Origin of the sequence: Leptotrichia sp. oral taxon 223 (assembly GCF_013394795.1) — a bacterium.
In the GTDB taxonomy this organism is placed as follows: Bacteria; Fusobacteriota; Fusobacteriia; order Fusobacteriales; family Leptotrichiaceae; genus Leptotrichia.
This window is the reverse complement of sequence record NZ_JABXYU010000004.1, coordinates 101,418-117,529: the sequence shown is the minus strand read 5'-3', so window position 1 is coordinate 117,529 and position 16,112 is coordinate 101,418. Positions and strand designations below refer to the sequence as shown.

The 16,112-nt window shown below is 32.3% G+C and carries 12 protein-coding genes; 10 read left to right on the top strand and 2 right to left on the bottom strand.

Features of this window, described 5'->3' with window-relative positions; all coding sequences use genetic code 11:
- Nucleotides 1-91 precede the first annotated feature (91 nt).
- The 6 genes from HW275_RS10740 to HW275_RS10715 all read left to right on the top strand — a co-directional run bounded on the left by HW275_RS10740 (nt 92) and on the right by HW275_RS10715 (nt 8,019).
- Nucleotides 92-1,192 carry an ABC transporter ATP-binding protein gene (locus tag HW275_RS10740; protein ID WP_178936550.1) on the top strand — a complete coding sequence of 367 codons (1,101 nt, stop codon included), beginning with the start codon at nt 92-94 and terminating at the stop codon, nt 1,190-1,192.
- A 312-nt stretch (nt 1,193-1,504) separates the two neighbouring features.
- Nucleotides 1,505-2,881 carry a carbohydrate porin gene (locus tag HW275_RS10735; RefSeq protein WP_178936549.1) on the top strand — a complete coding sequence of 459 codons (1,377 nt, stop codon included), beginning with the start codon at nt 1,505-1,507 and terminating at the stop codon, nt 2,879-2,881.
- A gap of 41 nt (nt 2,882-2,922) precedes the next feature.
- Complete coding sequence (locus HW275_RS10730; RefSeq protein ID WP_178936548.1) at nt 2,923-4,179, top strand: maltose ABC transporter substrate-binding protein; 1,257 nt, start codon at nt 2,923-2,925, stop codon at nt 4,177-4,179.
- A 172-nt stretch (nt 4,180-4,351) separates the two neighbouring features.
- Nucleotides 4,352-5,635, top strand: coding sequence for a carbohydrate ABC transporter permease (locus HW275_RS10725; protein ID WP_178936547.1), 1,284 nt, complete (start codon nt 4,352-4,354; stop codon nt 5,633-5,635).
- Nucleotide 5,636: 1 nt separating this feature from the next.
- Complete coding sequence (locus HW275_RS10720) at nt 5,637-6,476, top strand: sugar ABC transporter permease (RefSeq protein ID WP_178936546.1); 840 nt, start codon at nt 5,637-5,639, stop codon at nt 6,474-6,476.
- Nucleotides 6,477-6,510: 34 nt separating this feature from the next.
- Nucleotides 6,511-8,019 (top strand): alpha-amylase family glycosyl hydrolase, encoded by a 1,509-nt coding sequence (locus HW275_RS10715; RefSeq protein WP_178936545.1) that lies wholly within the window; start codon nt 6,511-6,513, stop codon nt 8,017-8,019.
- Nucleotides 8,020-8,303: 284 nt separating this feature from the next.
- Here HW275_RS10715 and HW275_RS10710 read toward each other — a convergent pair whose 3' ends face one another.
- On the bottom strand, nt 8,304-10,067 hold the full coding sequence (locus HW275_RS10710) for a glycoside hydrolase family 13 protein (protein ID WP_178936544.1): 1,764 nt from the start codon (nt 10,065-10,067) through the stop codon (nt 8,304-8,306).
- 112 nt (nt 10,068-10,179) lie between these two features.
- Nucleotides 10,180-11,076, bottom strand: coding sequence for a carbohydrate kinase family protein (locus HW275_RS10705; RefSeq protein WP_218975154.1), 897 nt, complete (start codon nt 11,074-11,076; stop codon nt 10,180-10,182).
- Between the two features lie 393 nt (nt 11,077-11,469).
- Between HW275_RS10705 and HW275_RS10700 the strand changes: the two genes are divergently transcribed.
- Genes HW275_RS10700 through HW275_RS10685 form a run of 4 tightly spaced genes read left to right on the top strand, consistent with a single transcriptional unit; the run spans nt 11,470 to nt 16,090 of the window.
- Nucleotides 11,470-12,747, top strand: a complete 1,278-nt coding sequence (locus tag HW275_RS10700; protein ID WP_218975153.1) for a TolC family protein — start codon at nt 11,470-11,472, stop codon at nt 12,745-12,747.
- Nucleotides 12,748-12,797: 50 nt separating this feature from the next.
- Nucleotides 12,798-14,153: an efflux RND transporter periplasmic adaptor subunit gene (locus tag HW275_RS10695; RefSeq protein WP_178936542.1), complete on the top strand. Its 1,356-nt coding sequence runs from the start codon at nt 12,798-12,800 to the stop codon at nt 14,151-14,153.
- A gap of 27 nt (nt 14,154-14,180) precedes the next feature.
- A complete protein-coding gene (locus tag HW275_RS10690) occupies nt 14,181-14,873 on the top strand; it encodes an ABC transporter ATP-binding protein (RefSeq protein ID WP_021743878.1) in 693 nt (230 codons plus the stop codon).
- 5 nt (nt 14,874-14,878) lie between these two features.
- A complete protein-coding gene (locus HW275_RS10685; RefSeq protein WP_178936541.1) occupies nt 14,879-16,090 on the top strand; it encodes an ABC transporter permease in 1,212 nt (403 codons plus the stop codon).
- Nucleotides 16,091-16,112: the final 22 nt, after the last annotated feature.

Sequence of the window (16,112 nt, the reverse complement as noted above, 5' to 3'; positions counted from 1 at the left end):
TTACGTATAGGTATTGACAATGGAAAAAATTAAGGTATACTTAGAACGTAAAGGATAAAAAAAGTATTATTTAATAATAGGAGGAGTATTAATGTCAAGAGTGGTATTAAAAAAAGTTGAAAAACAATATCCAAACGGCTTTAAAGCAGTTCACGGCATAGACTTGGACATAAAAGATGGTGAATTTATGGTATTTGTAGGACCCTCAGGCTGTGCAAAATCAACAACGTTGAGAATGGTGGCAGGGCTTGAAGAAATAAGTGGCGGAGAAATATACATAGGTGACAGGCTAGTAAATGACATTCCGCCAAAGGACAGAGGAATAGCCATGGTGTTCCAAAATTATGCCTTGTATCCGCATATGACAGTTTATGAAAATATGGCATTTGGGTTAAAATTGAAAAAAACTCCAAAAGATGAAATTGACAGAAGAGTACGAGAAGCAGCAGAAAAGCTTGAGATAACAGAACTTTTGGATAGAAAGCCTAAAGAAATGTCAGGAGGGCAAAGACAAAGAGTTGCACTTGGAAGGGCGCTTGTAAGAGAGCCGGAAGTATTCTTGTTTGATGAGCCTTTATCAAACCTTGATGCCAAGTTGAGAGTTTCGATGCGTGTAAGAATTGCACAGCTTCACAAGGAACTGAAAACAACAATGATATATGTTACTCACGATCAAGTTGAAGCAATGACCATGGGAGACAGAATAACAGTATTAAAATCAGGGCGAATAATGCAGGTTGATACGCCGTTAAATCTGTATCACTATCCTGCCAATAAGTTCGTGGCTGGATTTATTGGTTCTCCCACTATGAACCTTATAGATGGTGAACTAGTGGAAAAAGAAGGAAAAATATACATAGATCTGAGTGGAACGCAAATTGAAATTGCAAGTGAAAAGGCTGAAAAATTGAAAAATCATGTTGGAAAAAAAGTTGTATTCGGAATACGGCCTGAAAATATAACAGTTTCTGAATCAGAAGACAGTTTTTCAAAAGAGGGGGAAATAAATGTAGTAGAACAGATGGGAAATGAAGAGTATATTTATTTTTCACTTAATGATCACCAATTTACTTGCAGATTAAATTCAAATTTCACACAAATTAAGAGCAGCAAAACGAAAAAAATATTTAGGTTCGATACTTCAAAAGCACATATATTTGATGCACAGACGGAAGAAAATATAAGCTTATAAAATACAGCCTACATAATTATTTAAACGAATTAGGGATTGTAGTCGCTTCATTCAGTCTTTAAATAATTGAATTTCTGAAGAAGTTAAGTAGGCAGTAAAATAGAAAAATGGTTAATAAAAAGTTAATTTACTAAAAGAAACAGGATTTTAATATCTTAAGCAAGGTAAACGTTACTATACTTCGATAAGTAATTTTAACAAATAGGCAAATATAAATTATAAAATTAACAACTCACAGCAGTCTATAATCTATTTTGTAAATTAGCTTTAAAATTAATAGATAAAAATTAAAAATATTTGGAGGACTTTATTATGAGAAAAAAATTACTTTTAGCATTGACAGCATTCTTACTGGCATGTTCTTTTATGAATGCGGAAACGCTTGAAGAAAGAGTTGAAAGGCTTGAAAGAGAGTTAAGAGAAACTAAAGAAGAATTGACAAAGCAAATAGCTGAAAAACAAACACCTGCACCAGCGCCAGCCCCTGCGCCAGCATTCAGCATGGCAAGCATAACTGATGGATTTGAATTTCATGGTTATGGAAGAGCAGGACTTCTTATAGATCAGCAAGGAGAAAAAGGAAGCACATTTAAAGTACAGGATGAGGGATTTGCTAAAAAATATAGACTTGGTAATGAAGATGATACATACGCAGAAATGGAATTAGTGAAAAAATTTGATATAAATGGGGCACAAGGTTCAGTTCACTACATGTTCTCAACAAAATCAGGTTCAGGAAATGACTATAAAACATGGACTGCAGGAAATCCAAATGATCCAGGTTCTGAAAATGACTCATTTAAAACTAGACAATTTTATGTTGACATAACACCAAATGGTGGAGTTACATATTGGGCTGGAAAAAGATACTATAACAGAGAAGACATTCATATAAATGACTATTATATTAAAGACTTCTCAGGAACAGGAGCAGGGATTCAAAACATAAAACTTGGTTCAGGAACAGCGGATGTTGCTGTAATAGCGACAGATCCTGGAAAACACCCTGAATACACGCTTCATACTAAATATTCAGTAGGTCCTTGGGCATTTGAACTGGCAGGACACACAATGAGATCGGATTCTACTGACAAAGACATAGCCGAATGGGGAACACAAGGTGCAATTAGTTATAGCTTGCCAGGATTCTATGGATTTAAAGATAATGGATTTTCTAAAATTGTATTGCAAGGTGGGGTAGGACTTGGTTCTGCAAGCGGACTGGGAACTGCTACTTCATGGGGAGATAGCCGAAAAGATGCCGTATCTGTAAACTTAATCACATATGGACAAGCTAATCTTTCAGACAGATGGCAAGTTATGCCTGAATTAGGATACAGATATGACAAGAACTTCTGGGGAACTAAAGATCAAAGACAGCAATGGCTAACAGCAGGAGTAAGAGTCAGCAACCCTATAACAAGCCATTTTGCTATGCAATATGAAACAGGAGTAGACTATGTAAAAGTTCGTAAGGGAGATACAGACTACGACAGTGGATTATTTAAATTAACAGTGGCGCCTACTTTGAAACTTGATACGGAAAACTTCTGGGGACGTCCTGAAATCAGAGCATTTGTAACTTACGGACACGGTTTTGGGGATAAAAAGATGATAAGAAAAGACTTAGATGGAAAGGAACATAATAAAGGAGTATTATTTGGAATTCAGACAGAAGTTTGGTTCTAGCAAACTTTCATAATTTGAAGATAAAATTGGAGGATATAAAAATGAAAAAGATATTTTTAATTATTTCCGCTATGATGATTCTATTCTCTTGCGGAAAAAAGGAAGCTGAAAAAACAGACGGAGGTGGACAAGGTTCTGCAATGTCAGAATTAAAGCCGGAAAGCGGAGCTACTTTAAAAGTTTGGGAATCTAAAGGAAAAGAAGCGGACTGGATAAAATATGTGGCACAGGAATTTGAGAAAAAATATAACGTGAAAGTAACTTATGAAAATGTAGAAGCGCCAGATGTAGTGAAAAAATTACAAACTGAAGGAAAAACAGATTCCGGAGCGGCAGATTTAGTAGTTTTCCCGCATGATAACATAGGAACAGCTGCAAGTGCAGGGCTGTTATTTACATTGGATGATGTGCCAGAATTAGTAAATAAATTGGAACAGGATTTCTATCCAGGAGCTATAAGCGGATCTAAGGCAATGGACAATAAACATTACGGTATACCTTTGGCAATGGAAACTTATGCTCTGTTCTATAATAAGGATTTATTGCCAACAGCGCCTGATTCATTTGAAAAATTAGTTGAAGCTACAAAACCATTAACTAATAAAGGTGCACAAAAATTTGGAATTTTATTTGAACCTGCTAATTTCTATTTTTCTTATGCATTCCTTTCGGCTGATGGAGGTTATGTATTCAAAAATGGAACAGATGTCAATGATATGGGACTTAATAACGATGGTGCTGTAAAAGGACTTGAAGCAATGTTAAAATTAAAAGAAGTTTCTGCTGATAAAGCTCAAGATGTAAATGCAAATGTTATAAAAGCATTGTTTACTGAAGGAAAAGTTGCAGCGGTAATAAATGGGCCTTGGTTCTTAAGTGATTTAAAAGATTCTAAAGTGAAATATGGTGTAGTTCCGTTACCTACAATTAATGGGAAAAAACCTAAATCATTCTCAGGTGTAAGAATATTAGGAATCAATTCTACTACTAAGTATCCGCAAGCGGCAGTGTTATTCCTGCAGTTCGCATCTTCAAAGGAAATGCTTCAAAAAAGATTTGAAATGACAGGGCAAATTCCGCCATTAAAATCTTTTGAACCAACAGATGATATTTCAAAAGCATTTTTAGCACAAATTTCAGTTGCTGAGCCAATGCCGTCAGTACCTCAAATGGGAGCAGTATGGGATCCTATGGGAGCTGCATTAGGAGATGCCTGGGCAGGAAAAGCGCAACCAAAAGCTGCACTTGATAATGCTGTAAAAGCAATTAAAGATCAAATTGCCGCAACAAAAAAATAAAGTAGTTAATTAAGAACTTTTTAGTTAGAGATTTAATAAACAATACATAGTCAAACTGCTTTTTTGAACTTTAAGATAAGAAGTAGTTTGGCTAAAATAATTTATTATTTAATTTTTTATCTGATTTTAAGATATTTAGACATAAAATAAATATGGAAAGTGTGGAAGTGAGATGAATAAAGAAAAAAAATTTTTAATAGCTTCGGCACTTTTACCGGGAGCCGGACAACTTCTGGCTGGACATATAGTTAAGGGAATTCTTTTTATTGTAATGCATTTATTAATGGGAGTAATACTTCTGTCGGGCTTATTTAGCAATGTAATTTATAAATTTATAAGTCTGGGGGATAAACCTGAAGTAAGGACTATATTTAAGACTACAGCTGGAGATAATTCGCTTGATTATTTGGTAAATGGTGCTTTGTTTTTTATAATATTAATTTTATTTATAATTTTTTATGTATATAATTTAAAAGATGCAAAAAAACTTGGGAAATTCATTGATGCAGGAAACAGCTTGCCAAAAGGTGAAAAATATAGAGATTATGTAATGGATGAATTTTTTATGCCGGCATTCTTGACACCTGGAGCTTTGGGAACAATTTTCATTGTATTCTTTCCAATGCTTTTGACAGTTCTAATAGCATTTACAAACTATTCGGGGCCGGATCATCTTCCGCCTAAAAATTTATTTGACTGGATAGGATTTGAGAATTTTGTAAGGCTTATAAGATACAAGGAATTGTCTAAAACATTTTTTGTAGTTGCAGGATGGACTCTAGTCTGGGCCATTTTAACTACTATATTTAATTTTGCGGCAGGATTGCTTTTGGCACTTATAACTAACAGCAGAAGAATAAAATTTAAAGGGTTCTGGAGAGCAATTTTTATACTTCCTTATGCAGTGCCCGCTTTTGTGTCATTGTTAGTATTTAGACTGATGTTTAATGGATTAGGGCCTATAAATGCTTTGCTGCATACAAATATTCCATTTTTAACTGATCCGACAGGGGCCAAAATAATTGCAATACTGGTAAATACTTGGCTGGGAGCGCCATATTTCATGGTATTAATATCAGGAGCACTGACTAATATTTCGAGTTCACTGTATGAAGCGGCAGATATAGACGGGGCTACTGAATGGCAAAAATTTAAAAATATAACATTTCCGATGTTATGGCTTCAATTAGGTTCTACAATGATATTAACTTTTGCATTTAACTTTAACAATTTTGGAGCGATTTATCTGTTAACAAATGGACTTCCAGCAGATTCCAGCCTGAGATATGCAGGACATACTGATATATTGGTGTCTTGGATATACAAACTTACAATGGATAATAACTTGTTCAGCTTAGCGGCAACAGTAACTATATTCATATTCCTGTTTGTAGCAAGTATATCTTTATTGACATTGGCTAGATCTAAAACTTTCAATCAGGAGGCGGTGTTGTAAAATGGCAGAAGAAAAAAAAATAAAATTTGATATACTGACCGTATTTATATATATATTGCTTGTTATAATATCACTTATTGTAATATTTCCTGTAATATGGATTGTAGGAGCGTCGCTAAGACCTGGTACTTCAATATTTGGAACTGATATTTTTCCAAAACAGATAACATTTGCTCATTATGCAGAGCTGTTTAAGACAGATTATCCAAGATGGTATCTAAATACGCTTTTCATAGCAGTAGTAAATATGGTAATTTCACTATTTATAACAACGTTAACGGCTTATATCTTTTCGAGATATAAATTTAAAGGGAAAAAGCAGACAATGGTAACAGTCCTTATATTGCAAATGTTTCCATCATTTTTAGCAATGACTGCAATATATGCGTTCTTAAAAAGACTTAATCTAGTTGATACTTATCTGGGACTTCTTGTGATATACATAGCAGGGCAAATTCCTTATAATTCTTGGCTTGCAAAAGGATATTTTGATGGAATACCTGCGAGTCTGGATGAAGCGGCAAGAGTCGATGGAGCAGGGCCTTTAAGAACATTTTTCCAAATAATTATGCCAGTAGCAAAACCGATATTAGTTTTTATTGCATTAATTAATTTTACTGCACCTTGGTTTGACTTTATATTTCCCAAAATGGTACTTTTAAGTCCGCATAAGAAGACATTGGCAGTTGGACTGTTTGAGTGGATTTCAGGAGTGAATAACAGTAATTATACGTTGTTTGCGGCAGGAGCAATATTGGTTGCGATACCAATAACTTTGCTATTTGTACTGCTTCAGAAAAATATAGTGGCAGGACTGTCAGCTGGAGCTTCAAAAGGATAATCTCGATCTTTCAGAATGAAAGGAAGTTAAATCTATGAAAAAAGTAAATGGATGGATTTTATTAATAACAGCATTATTTTTAAGCCTTTTTTCGTGTCAAAATAAAAATATAAAAGACTTTAATAATACTGAAAAAAGTAAAATTGAAAAATCAGGAGTTTATTATGAAATATTTGTAAGATCTTATGCAGACAGCAATAATGACAAAATAGGAGATATTAACGGAATAACTGATAAACTGGATGAATTAAAGGAATTAGGAATACAGGGAATATGGCTTACTCCTATCTTTAAGTCGCCTAGTTATCATAAATATGACGTAACTGACTACTATACTGTCGATTCAGAATACGGAACAAAGGAAGATTTGAAAAATCTGGTTTCAAAGGCACATAGCAAAGGAATAAAAGTAATTTTAGATTTGCCTGTAAACCATACAAGCAAGGAACATCCATGGTTTAAAGATGTGCTCCAGAATAAAAACAGCAAATACAAGTCATATTACAGAGTGACAAAAAACAATGACCAGTCTTTGAACCTGAATTCTTATGCAATGAATCACAAAACTTGGAATAAGTTAAATAATGAGGAAATGTATTATGCTATATTCTGGGAAGGAATGCCTGATTTGAATTACAGCAATAGACAAGTCAGGGAAGAAGTGAAAAAGATTGCAAACTATTGGGTTAATGAGACTAACATAGATGGCTATAGAATTGATGGAGCGTATCATATATATGGTGATGGAGAATATCCTAAAAATGTTGATTTGGAAAAGGAAAGCGTAAACTGGTGGAAGGAATTTAGAAGCAGTCTTGAAAAGGAGCATCCAAATATTTATATTGTAGGTGAAGTTTGGAATGATACAAATAAGATTGCTCCTTATTACGCAGCCTTTGATTCAAATTTTGATTTTGAAATATCGGAAAATGGTATATCCGAAGCGATAATTTCTCAAGATGCTACAACTTTTTCTGACAAATTAACAAAAATATATGAAACTTATGGAAAAGTTGCTTCCAATTACATTGATGCACCATTTTTAACAAATCATGATCAAAATAGAATTGCTAACACCCTGCTTGATTTGAGGCAGCAAAAATTAGCGGCTTCAATATTATTGACATTATCTGGAAATCCATTTATATATTATGGAGAAGAATTGGGAATGAAGGGAAGCAAGCCTGATGAAGAGATAAGGGAACCTTATTTGTGGGGAAATGAAAATGGACAGACAAAATGGGAGGAAATAAAAAACAATATAGATACCCCTACTTTGGAAGTTCAAAAGAAAAATCCTGATTCACTATATAATTATTACAAAAAATGGATAGCTCTAAGAAATGGAAATGAAGCTTTGAAATACGGTGATTTACAAATAGTAAATGTTAATGATAGCCAAATATTAGCATATAAACGGACTTATAAAAATAAATCGGTAATTGTTTTACATAATTTATCCAATACAGAAAAAAATGTAAATGTAGATGGAAAAAACATAAAAATTTCTGGATTGACGAGTGTTTTAGTAAGTACAATTTAAATTAAGCTCATAAGTTTTAACAATTTTATTTAAATCTGGTTTATGAGCTTGAGCATATATTTTAATTAACTAAATTAAACAAATTATAATAATAAAGATGGAGTAGAACAGTTTTTTTATTCTGTCTTTATTTTTTTGTATTTGAATTTTTGTAAATAAAAAAATCCTCTAGTCTAAGAGGAAATTTTTGAAATTTAAAGTATATATTTGGATTTCTTTGATATTGAGCTGACAGAGATAAATTTAGAATTTAAATAATCATAATCATAACTTTTAAGTTTGGTTTAAAGTAATGTTACTATGAATGTATCAGGTTCAAGAAAAACAGTATTGTCATCTAAAAATTGTTTAGCATTAGTCAAAAGAATTTTTCCTGTTTTTGGCAATTCAATTATATTTTCTGTATTGTTGTAATTTATAATAATTTTAGAATTATTGTAACAAATCGTAACTTGTAAAATATTATTTTCAAGAATTTGAATACTTTGTTTTCCGTAAATAATCCAGTCTATGTATTTTTTTCTCAAAGCAATCAGTTTTTTTATAAAATCTTTCATTTCTAAATCCTGTTTATTTTCATCCCAAGGCATAACTCGGCGGCAATCAGGATCTGATCCACCTTTCATGCCGACTTCTGTTCCGTAATAGATACAAGGTGTTCCTAAATGAAAGTACATAAATGTTAGTGCGGATTTTACAGCATTTTGATTATTTCTAGCTGTGGTAAGGATACGCTCGGTGTCGTGGGAATCAAGCATATTAAGCATAACTTCATTAGTTTGCTGACGATAGTACATAAGTTGGCTGTTAATCTGGTTTTTAAAATCTTCTGTTGAAATTGTTTTTGTTAAAAAATAGCTTTTAATACTGGCTGCAAGCGGATAGTTTGTTACAGCGTGAAATTCATCACCATTTAGCCAAGGATGTGCATTATGCCAAACTTCGCCTAATATATAAATGTCTGGATTGATAGCCGTTACAGCTTTATGAAATTTTTTCCAGAACTGATGATCGATTTCATTTGCCACGTCTAACCTCCAAGCATCAATATCAAATTCCCTTATCCAGTAAGTTGCAATATCAAGTAGATATTGTTGAACTTCGGGATTGGACGTGTTGAGCTTGGGTAGTTTAGGACTGAATTTAAACGTGTCGTAGTTTAAATAATGATGAATATTTGGGAATTTTTCTGTTTTTGCATAGACTGGAAAGTTATGAATATGAAACCAGTCACAGTAAATGGAATTTTTCCCATTTTTTATTATATCCTGCCATTGACTTGAATTGTTGCCAATATGGTTAAAAACAGCGTCCAACATAATTTTCATTTTTCGTTTATGAGCTTCTTCAACTAATTTTCTAAAAGTTTTTTTATCTCCAAAATGCTTATCAATTTCAAAATAATTGATTGTGTCGTATTTATGATTGCTCGGAGCCTCAAATACAGGGCAAAAATAAAGTCCTGTAATACCTAAATCTTTTAAATAGTCAAGCTTTTGGAGTATCCCATACAAATCACCACCAAAAAAATCATCATGTTTAGGCGAAATATCCGTATCCCAGACCAAACTGTTTATTGGAGAAATTTCAGGCTTTCCATTGGCAAAACGCTCTGGAAATATTTGATACCAAACGGTATCTCGCACCCATTCAGGTACTTTTACCCTGTCAGAGTCATGTAAATAGGGAATTCTAAAGCTGTTTGAAGCATCTTTGTACTGATGCGGCTGATTTTCAGCAATTCCCATATCGCCAAAAAATACGTTTTCTCCATCTGTCCCTGTTATTTCAAATAAATATGAAATTCGATGATAATCAACTTTTACACTGGCTTGCCAGTAGTCATGACAAAGATCACTTGTAATTATTGACATTGGAATATGGTACTGATAGTCCTGCGTAAAGTCAAACAGGGCTGTATCGCCATAATGCAGTATCACTTGAGCGACATCGTTCTTTTTTGTCCTTAATCTAATGTGAATTTCGTCTTTTGTATAAAGATAGGCATATTCTGATTCAGTCCTATGATAAAATGCCGATTTTTCCATTAAATTACCCTCCAATTTATATTATTTTTTATTTTACAAATTTGTTTTTAAAGAATTCTAAATATATATTCATTTTTTATAAAATTAAACAGTTTAAGCAAATATGTTTTACTCAGATATTAAAGTTATTTTCAAATTCTTGTTCCAGCCAGTCGGAGTTAAGTTTAGAAGAATAAAGATATGGTGATGTAATTGTTAGGCTTGAAACTAATGTTGCATATTTTAAACAGTCAGTAATTGGTTTTTGTTTTGAAAAACCATATAAAAAACCGCTTACAAAAGAATCACCGGCTCCATTGGAATCTACAAGTCTGTATTGCCTTAAAATGCCTTCAGAGTAGATTTCACCAGTATTCATCAATATTTCTGAACCTAATTTTCCGTGTGTGCAGACAACAAATTTTTTATCTTTAATAAGTTCTTTCGTTAAAGATTTCAATTCTGTCTTAGAATGGATAGAATCGGAACTCATAAATATTGCATCAGCATAGGGGATAAATTCTTTATGCCAAGGGTTTTTACCATCATAATCATGAATATCTAGCCAAATCTTATTTTTATAATCTTTTAACAAAGGAAAGAGATGTTTAACAAACTCACAAATATCAAGTAATATTATATCAGCATCGTCAATAGCCTTTTTAAACGGTTTTAAGTCAATATCTTGATTAACCATTCCAACATGAGTGTAGATACTTATCCGTTTCCCATGTGAATCCATTAAATTAGTATGCATCTCAGTGCTTTCTTTATCTTCAATATAAAAAAATTTGATTTTTTCTGAATTTAAAACATTTTTTATATTTTTTCCAGCCTCATCATTTCCAAATTTTGTTGCCAATGTAACATCAAACCCTAATTTACTAAGGTTTATAGCTTTTCCTGCAGCAGTTCCTCCCAATACTTGCTTATAATCACTTGCGAATATTGTTGTTGGTTTTGAAGGAAATTCATTAACATTAATTATTGTATCCCAAGAAGTAGTTCCGATTACAAGTATCTTATTCATTTGAGTTCCTCCTAAAATATATTTAATTATCATAAAATAAATTATTGAAAAAATATTATAAATATTATCAAAAATTTTCTTTATCTTATAAAAGTATAGCATTTTATTTATTTTATTTCAATATTTTTAAAATTAAGTTTGTTCAATAATTTTATTTCAAAATTACTAATTTAAATACTTAAAGATTATAGAATTTGATAAATTATATTGTTAGGCAAATTTAATAAATAAAAATACAAAAAAATTAATCAACTCATGTTAAAGTTAAATTAAATAAAAAATTTTAAAAAAATGACATAATTTTGTCAAAAAAAAATGATATTCTATGAAATAGATGTTATAATGAACCTTGGTTAAAAAATAAGTTGTTTATTCTGGATGGAAGGAGATTACATGGTTAGGATATTTTTGAATTTTAAAAATAGGAAAATACAGGTTTTATCAGTATTATTTACGTTTAGTTTAGCAGGATTTGCAGCTAATGTGGATGACTTGATTTCTCAGTATGAAAAAAATTCGTATACAACGAAAATTAATGAAAAAAATATGAAAAAATTTGATATAAAGGATAAGGCTTTAAAAAATGGGGAGTGGAATGAGGTTAATGTAACTTCTAACGAGAATTATACGTTGCATGGACAGTCAAATGGGCTGACTATGGAAAATAACGTAAAATATGGGATTTTCTATTATAGAAATGGATATAATTTTAGAAGCAGGGAACTTACAGAAAACAAAATTGGTATTTCCAAGACTTTAAATGATTATTTTGGTTATAGTGATGTTAATTATAATAAAAAAACTAATCAAATTTCACGAAATATACAGAAAATCAGTAATGAAACTGCGAAAAATTCAGAAATACGTGATTTGATTGATTTGTATAAAAGTTATAAGAATAAGCAGAAGGAGATTGAGCAGGAAGCACTTACCTTAGAAGATACTAAAAAAGATTATGCTATTCAGGCTAAAAAATATGAGCTGGGGACGGCATCACAGTATGATTATGAACTAGCAAAAACAGAATATGAAAATTCTCAGCTAAAATATGAAAATCTTGGGCGGGAGCTGCAAATTTTAGGGGAACGATTTACAGTTTACAATGTAACTTTACCTGAAAAAGAGAAGCTTGATGACTTGAAAAAAGTTGAGCTGAAAAAGGATGATTTTTATGCCCTTAGACTATCGGAAGCTGAAACAATAGAATTAAATTCGCAGCTTAACAGTGAACAGCTAAGAAAGGAAAATATTGATTACAAGTATCCTAAATTATCAGGAGATGTCGGATATTCATTGAAAGACCATTCTGTTGTTGTTGGCTTATCTGTATCAAAAACTTTCAAAAGATACAATGACACTATTGAAGATTTGAAGAATGAAGCAGATAAATTAAAACTGCAGTATGAACAGAAAAAAAATGAGCTAGTGTCAAATGCTGGACAGCAGATGATAACTTACACAACCTATCAGACAAATGAATTAACAGCAGAAAATACAATGAATATTAAGAAAAAAGAATATGAAATTTATGCTAAGAAGTATGAGCTGGGAGTTGACACGTATTCCAACTATGTGGAAAAACGGAATAACTATAAGAAAGCTGTAATAGATTACGAAACAGCCAAAAATGAACTTGCAGCATTTACTAAAAAAATAAAATATTATAAATAGAGATTATTAATATGAAAAATAAAAACGAAAATTAAGAAAGCGGTGATTTTGTGGAAATAAATACAGAATTTTCTGAAATATCTAAAACTATTGAATCAAAGAGGAAAGAGTCAAAAAATAAAAATTATTTTTATAAATTTATGACAATATTTGCTGTAATATTGTTTGCTGCAGTTTCATGTGGAAAAAAAGAAACTGAGCCTGAATATGAAGTGACAACTGTTGATAGGGGGGATATTTCGCTATCAGTTTCAAAGAATGGACAAGTTGTATCAGATAATGCGGTTTCAGTATTTACGACTTCAAGCCAAAGAGTAAACAAAGTGTTCTTTAAAAAAGGGGATAATGTGAAAAAAGGCGATGTAGTCTTGACATTTTATCCAGCTGATAAAAATGAGACTTTGAGAAAAATACAAATGAAAACTTTGGAAATTCAAAAATATGAGAGAAATTTGGCTGATGCTCAAGGTTCGCTTAGAAGAAAAAAAGAGTCTAAAAGTTTGGAAATTCAGCAAAAATCAAGAGATTTGTATAATGCGGAAGAATTGTATAAAGTTGGTGGAGAAACAAGGGTTAATGTAGACGATGCAAGAAAGGCTCTAAGAAATTCAAGGCTGGATTTGGATACAGTTGACAGTGAGCAGAAGGCCAGCATAGCAGATTCGAGAACAGCATTAAAAACTGCAAAATTAGAATTGGCGACATTGCAGGAAGATCTGTCACTTATAAAAGATGAAATAACGAGTCCAGTTGATGGTGTTATTACAGAAATGACTGCAGATGAAAATTACCGTGTAAATACTGAAACGACTTTGTTTAAAGTATCAGATTCAACAAACATGAGGGTAGAGGTAAGTCTTTCAGACAATGAGGTAAAAAATATTCAAGTTGGGCAAAGAGTTGAAATTACTTCGGATTCATTGCCAGATGGAGAAAAAATTGAAGGTACTGTTTCACAAATTTCTGGAGTGGCTGAAAAAAGCTCATCTCTTGACGAAAGTAACACTACTGTAAAAATTCAAATAAATGAAACTAAGGGATTAAAGCCTGGCGCTACGATAACAGCGACAATTTTTTACAAGGAAAGTAAAAATGTGACAAAGCTGCCGTATAGTTCAGTTATTAATGAAAATGGTAAATATTATGCCTTTGTTGTAGGAAAAGATAACAAAGTTTCAAAAAGGGAAATTAAAGTTGGAATAAATGATGATTCTTTTTATGCTGTAGAGTCGGGAGTGTCAGTAGGAGAAAGAGTAATTACTACTGTGGATGAGAGACTAAAGGATGGACAAAAAATAAAAATTGCAGATCCTTCAAAACAGAAAGCGGTTCCTAATGGTGTAATATTTAAGGAAGAAAAACCAGCAGGAAATGCTGGGGGACCTGATGGGCCACCACCAAGATAGAAAAATAAACTTTAGAGGTAAATTTTTATGATAAAAGTGAGCGATATAGTAAAAATATATAAAAATGGAAGTATGGAATTAAAGGTTTTGAAAGGGCTTAATCTTTCTGTGAGTGAAGGAGAATATGTGGCTTTTATGGGACCTTCAGGAAGTGGGAAATCAACTCTTATGAATATTTTAGGCTGTCTTGACAGTCTTACTTCTGGAACTTACATTTTGGATAATCAAGATGTTTCAACTATAAAAGGAGATGCACTTGCTGAAGTAAGAAACAAAAAAATAGGGTTTGTATTCCAAACGTTTAACTTACTTCCAAAGATGACGGCAGTTGAAAATGTGGCTCTTCCAGCTTTGTATGCAGGAGTAAAGAAAGCTGAAAGGCTAAAAAGGGCAACTGAAGCATTGGAAAGTGTGGGACTTGGTGAAAGAATTCATCATAAGCCGAATGAGATGTCAGGGGGACAAAGACAGAGAGTGGCAATAGCAAGAGCGATAATAAACAATCCTAAAATACTTCTTGCAGATGAGCCAACAGGAAATCTAGATTCAAAATCTGGAGAAGAGGTTTTAGAAATTTTTAAAAAACTGAACGATAACGGGACAACGATAGTAATGGTTACGCATGAGGAAGATGTGGCAGAGCATTGTAAAAGAATTATCAGATTAAAAGACGGTGTAATAGAAAAGGATGAAATTGTTCAGCATCGGAGAGGAGTGTAGTGTAAATGGATTTTATGGAATTACTAAAATTGTCAGTATCAAATTTATTTAGCTATAAGGTACGTTCCTTTTTGACAATGCTTGGAATAATAATCGGAATATCCTCAGTTATAATGATGTCTTCACTGGGAGCAGGAGTTAAGGAGAACATCACTGGAGATTTGAACAAACTGGGAGTATCAAATTTTCAAATATCAATTGACACTTCTCCAGGACAGACTTATAAATCATATGATTTATTGACAAAAAAGGATATTGAAAGAATAAAAAATATAGATGGTATTGAAGCAGTTACTCCAACTACAAGCTCATTTGCCAGAATATCAATGAGCAATGGCTCGGACATGATGCTTTCAGGAACAGGAGTGACAGAAGATTATTTTAAAATGTCAAACTATACAGTAATAAAGGGAAGAAAATTTTTGCCAAGTGAATACAGAAAAGATGGAAAATATATAATGATTGACAGCACAACGGTGGATCAATTATATCCTGGACAAAATCCTATAGGGAAAAAAATGATTTTAAACTTTAAAAAAAATAGTCAAACTGTAACAATTGTTGGAGTATTTAAAAATCCGTATGCCAGTTTAGGCGGTGGAGATGGAATGTCTGCTTTAGCACTTTTTCCTAATAATTACTTGAATTATCTGGAAGGAAACGAACAGGATAAGTTTATGGCATTACAAGCAAAGGCAAGAGATGCAAATGAAATGAACAGAGTAATGGAAGTGGTAAAAAATTTATTGAAAACAAGAGGAAGTGAACCTAATATTTACAATGTATATTCAACAAGTCAAGGGCTGGATCAATTTAATAACATTCTTAATATGCTTTCACTTTTCATAAGTGGAGTTGCTGCTATTTCACTATTTGTAGGTGGAATAGGAGTTATGAATATAATGCTTGTAAGTGTTACTGAGAGAATAAGAGAGGTTGGACTTAGAAAGGCCATTGGAGCAAAAACAGGGCATATTCTTATCCAGTTCCTTATAGAAGCAGTTATTTTAACATTTTTTGGAGGTATAATTGGAGTTGTAATTGGATATTCATTAGCACTTCTGGTTGGTATGTTTATACAGACATCACCAATATTAAGTCCAGTTATAGTGTTTGTGTGTATATTTGTTTCTACAATGATAGGATTAGTTTTTGGAGTTTATCCAGCGAAGAAAGCTGCAGCATTGGAGCCAATGGAAGCACTGAGAACAGATTAGAATTATGTTTAAATAAAAATAA

Bases quoted from the DNA above. Each gene is read 5' to 3' on its own strand.
- HW275_RS10730 (WP_178936548.1), top strand. From the start codon at position 2,923: ATGAAAAAGATATTTTTAATTATTTCCGCTATGATGATTCTATTCTCT.
- HW275_RS10720 (WP_178936546.1), top strand. From the start codon at position 5,637: ATGGCAGAAGAAAAAAAAATAAAATTTGATATACTGACCGTATTTATA.
- HW275_RS10690 (WP_021743878.1), top strand. From the start codon at position 14,181: ATGATAAAAGTGAGCGATATAGTAAAAATATATAAAAATGGAAGTATG.
- HW275_RS10685 (WP_178936541.1), top strand. From the start codon at position 14,879: ATGGATTTTATGGAATTACTAAAATTGTCAGTATCAAATTTATTTAGC.
- HW275_RS10735 (WP_178936549.1), top strand. From the start codon at position 1,505: ATGAGAAAAAAATTACTTTTAGCATTGACAGCATTCTTACTGGCATGT.
- HW275_RS10705 (WP_218975154.1), bottom strand. From the start codon at position 11,076: ATGAATAAGATACTTGTAATCGGAACTACTTCTTGGGATACAATAATT.
- HW275_RS10725 (WP_178936547.1), top strand. From the start codon at position 4,352: ATGAATAAAGAAAAAAAATTTTTAATAGCTTCGGCACTTTTACCGGGA.
- HW275_RS10700 (WP_218975153.1), top strand. From the start codon at position 11,470: ATGGTTAGGATATTTTTGAATTTTAAAAATAGGAAAATACAGGTTTTA.
- HW275_RS10715 (WP_178936545.1), top strand. From the start codon at position 6,511: ATGAAAAAAGTAAATGGATGGATTTTATTAATAACAGCATTATTTTTA.
- HW275_RS10710 (WP_178936544.1), bottom strand. From the start codon at position 10,067: ATGGAAAAATCGGCATTTTATCATAGGACTGAATCAGAATATGCCTAT.
- HW275_RS10740 (WP_178936550.1), top strand. From the start codon at position 92: ATGTCAAGAGTGGTATTAAAAAAAGTTGAAAAACAATATCCAAACGGC.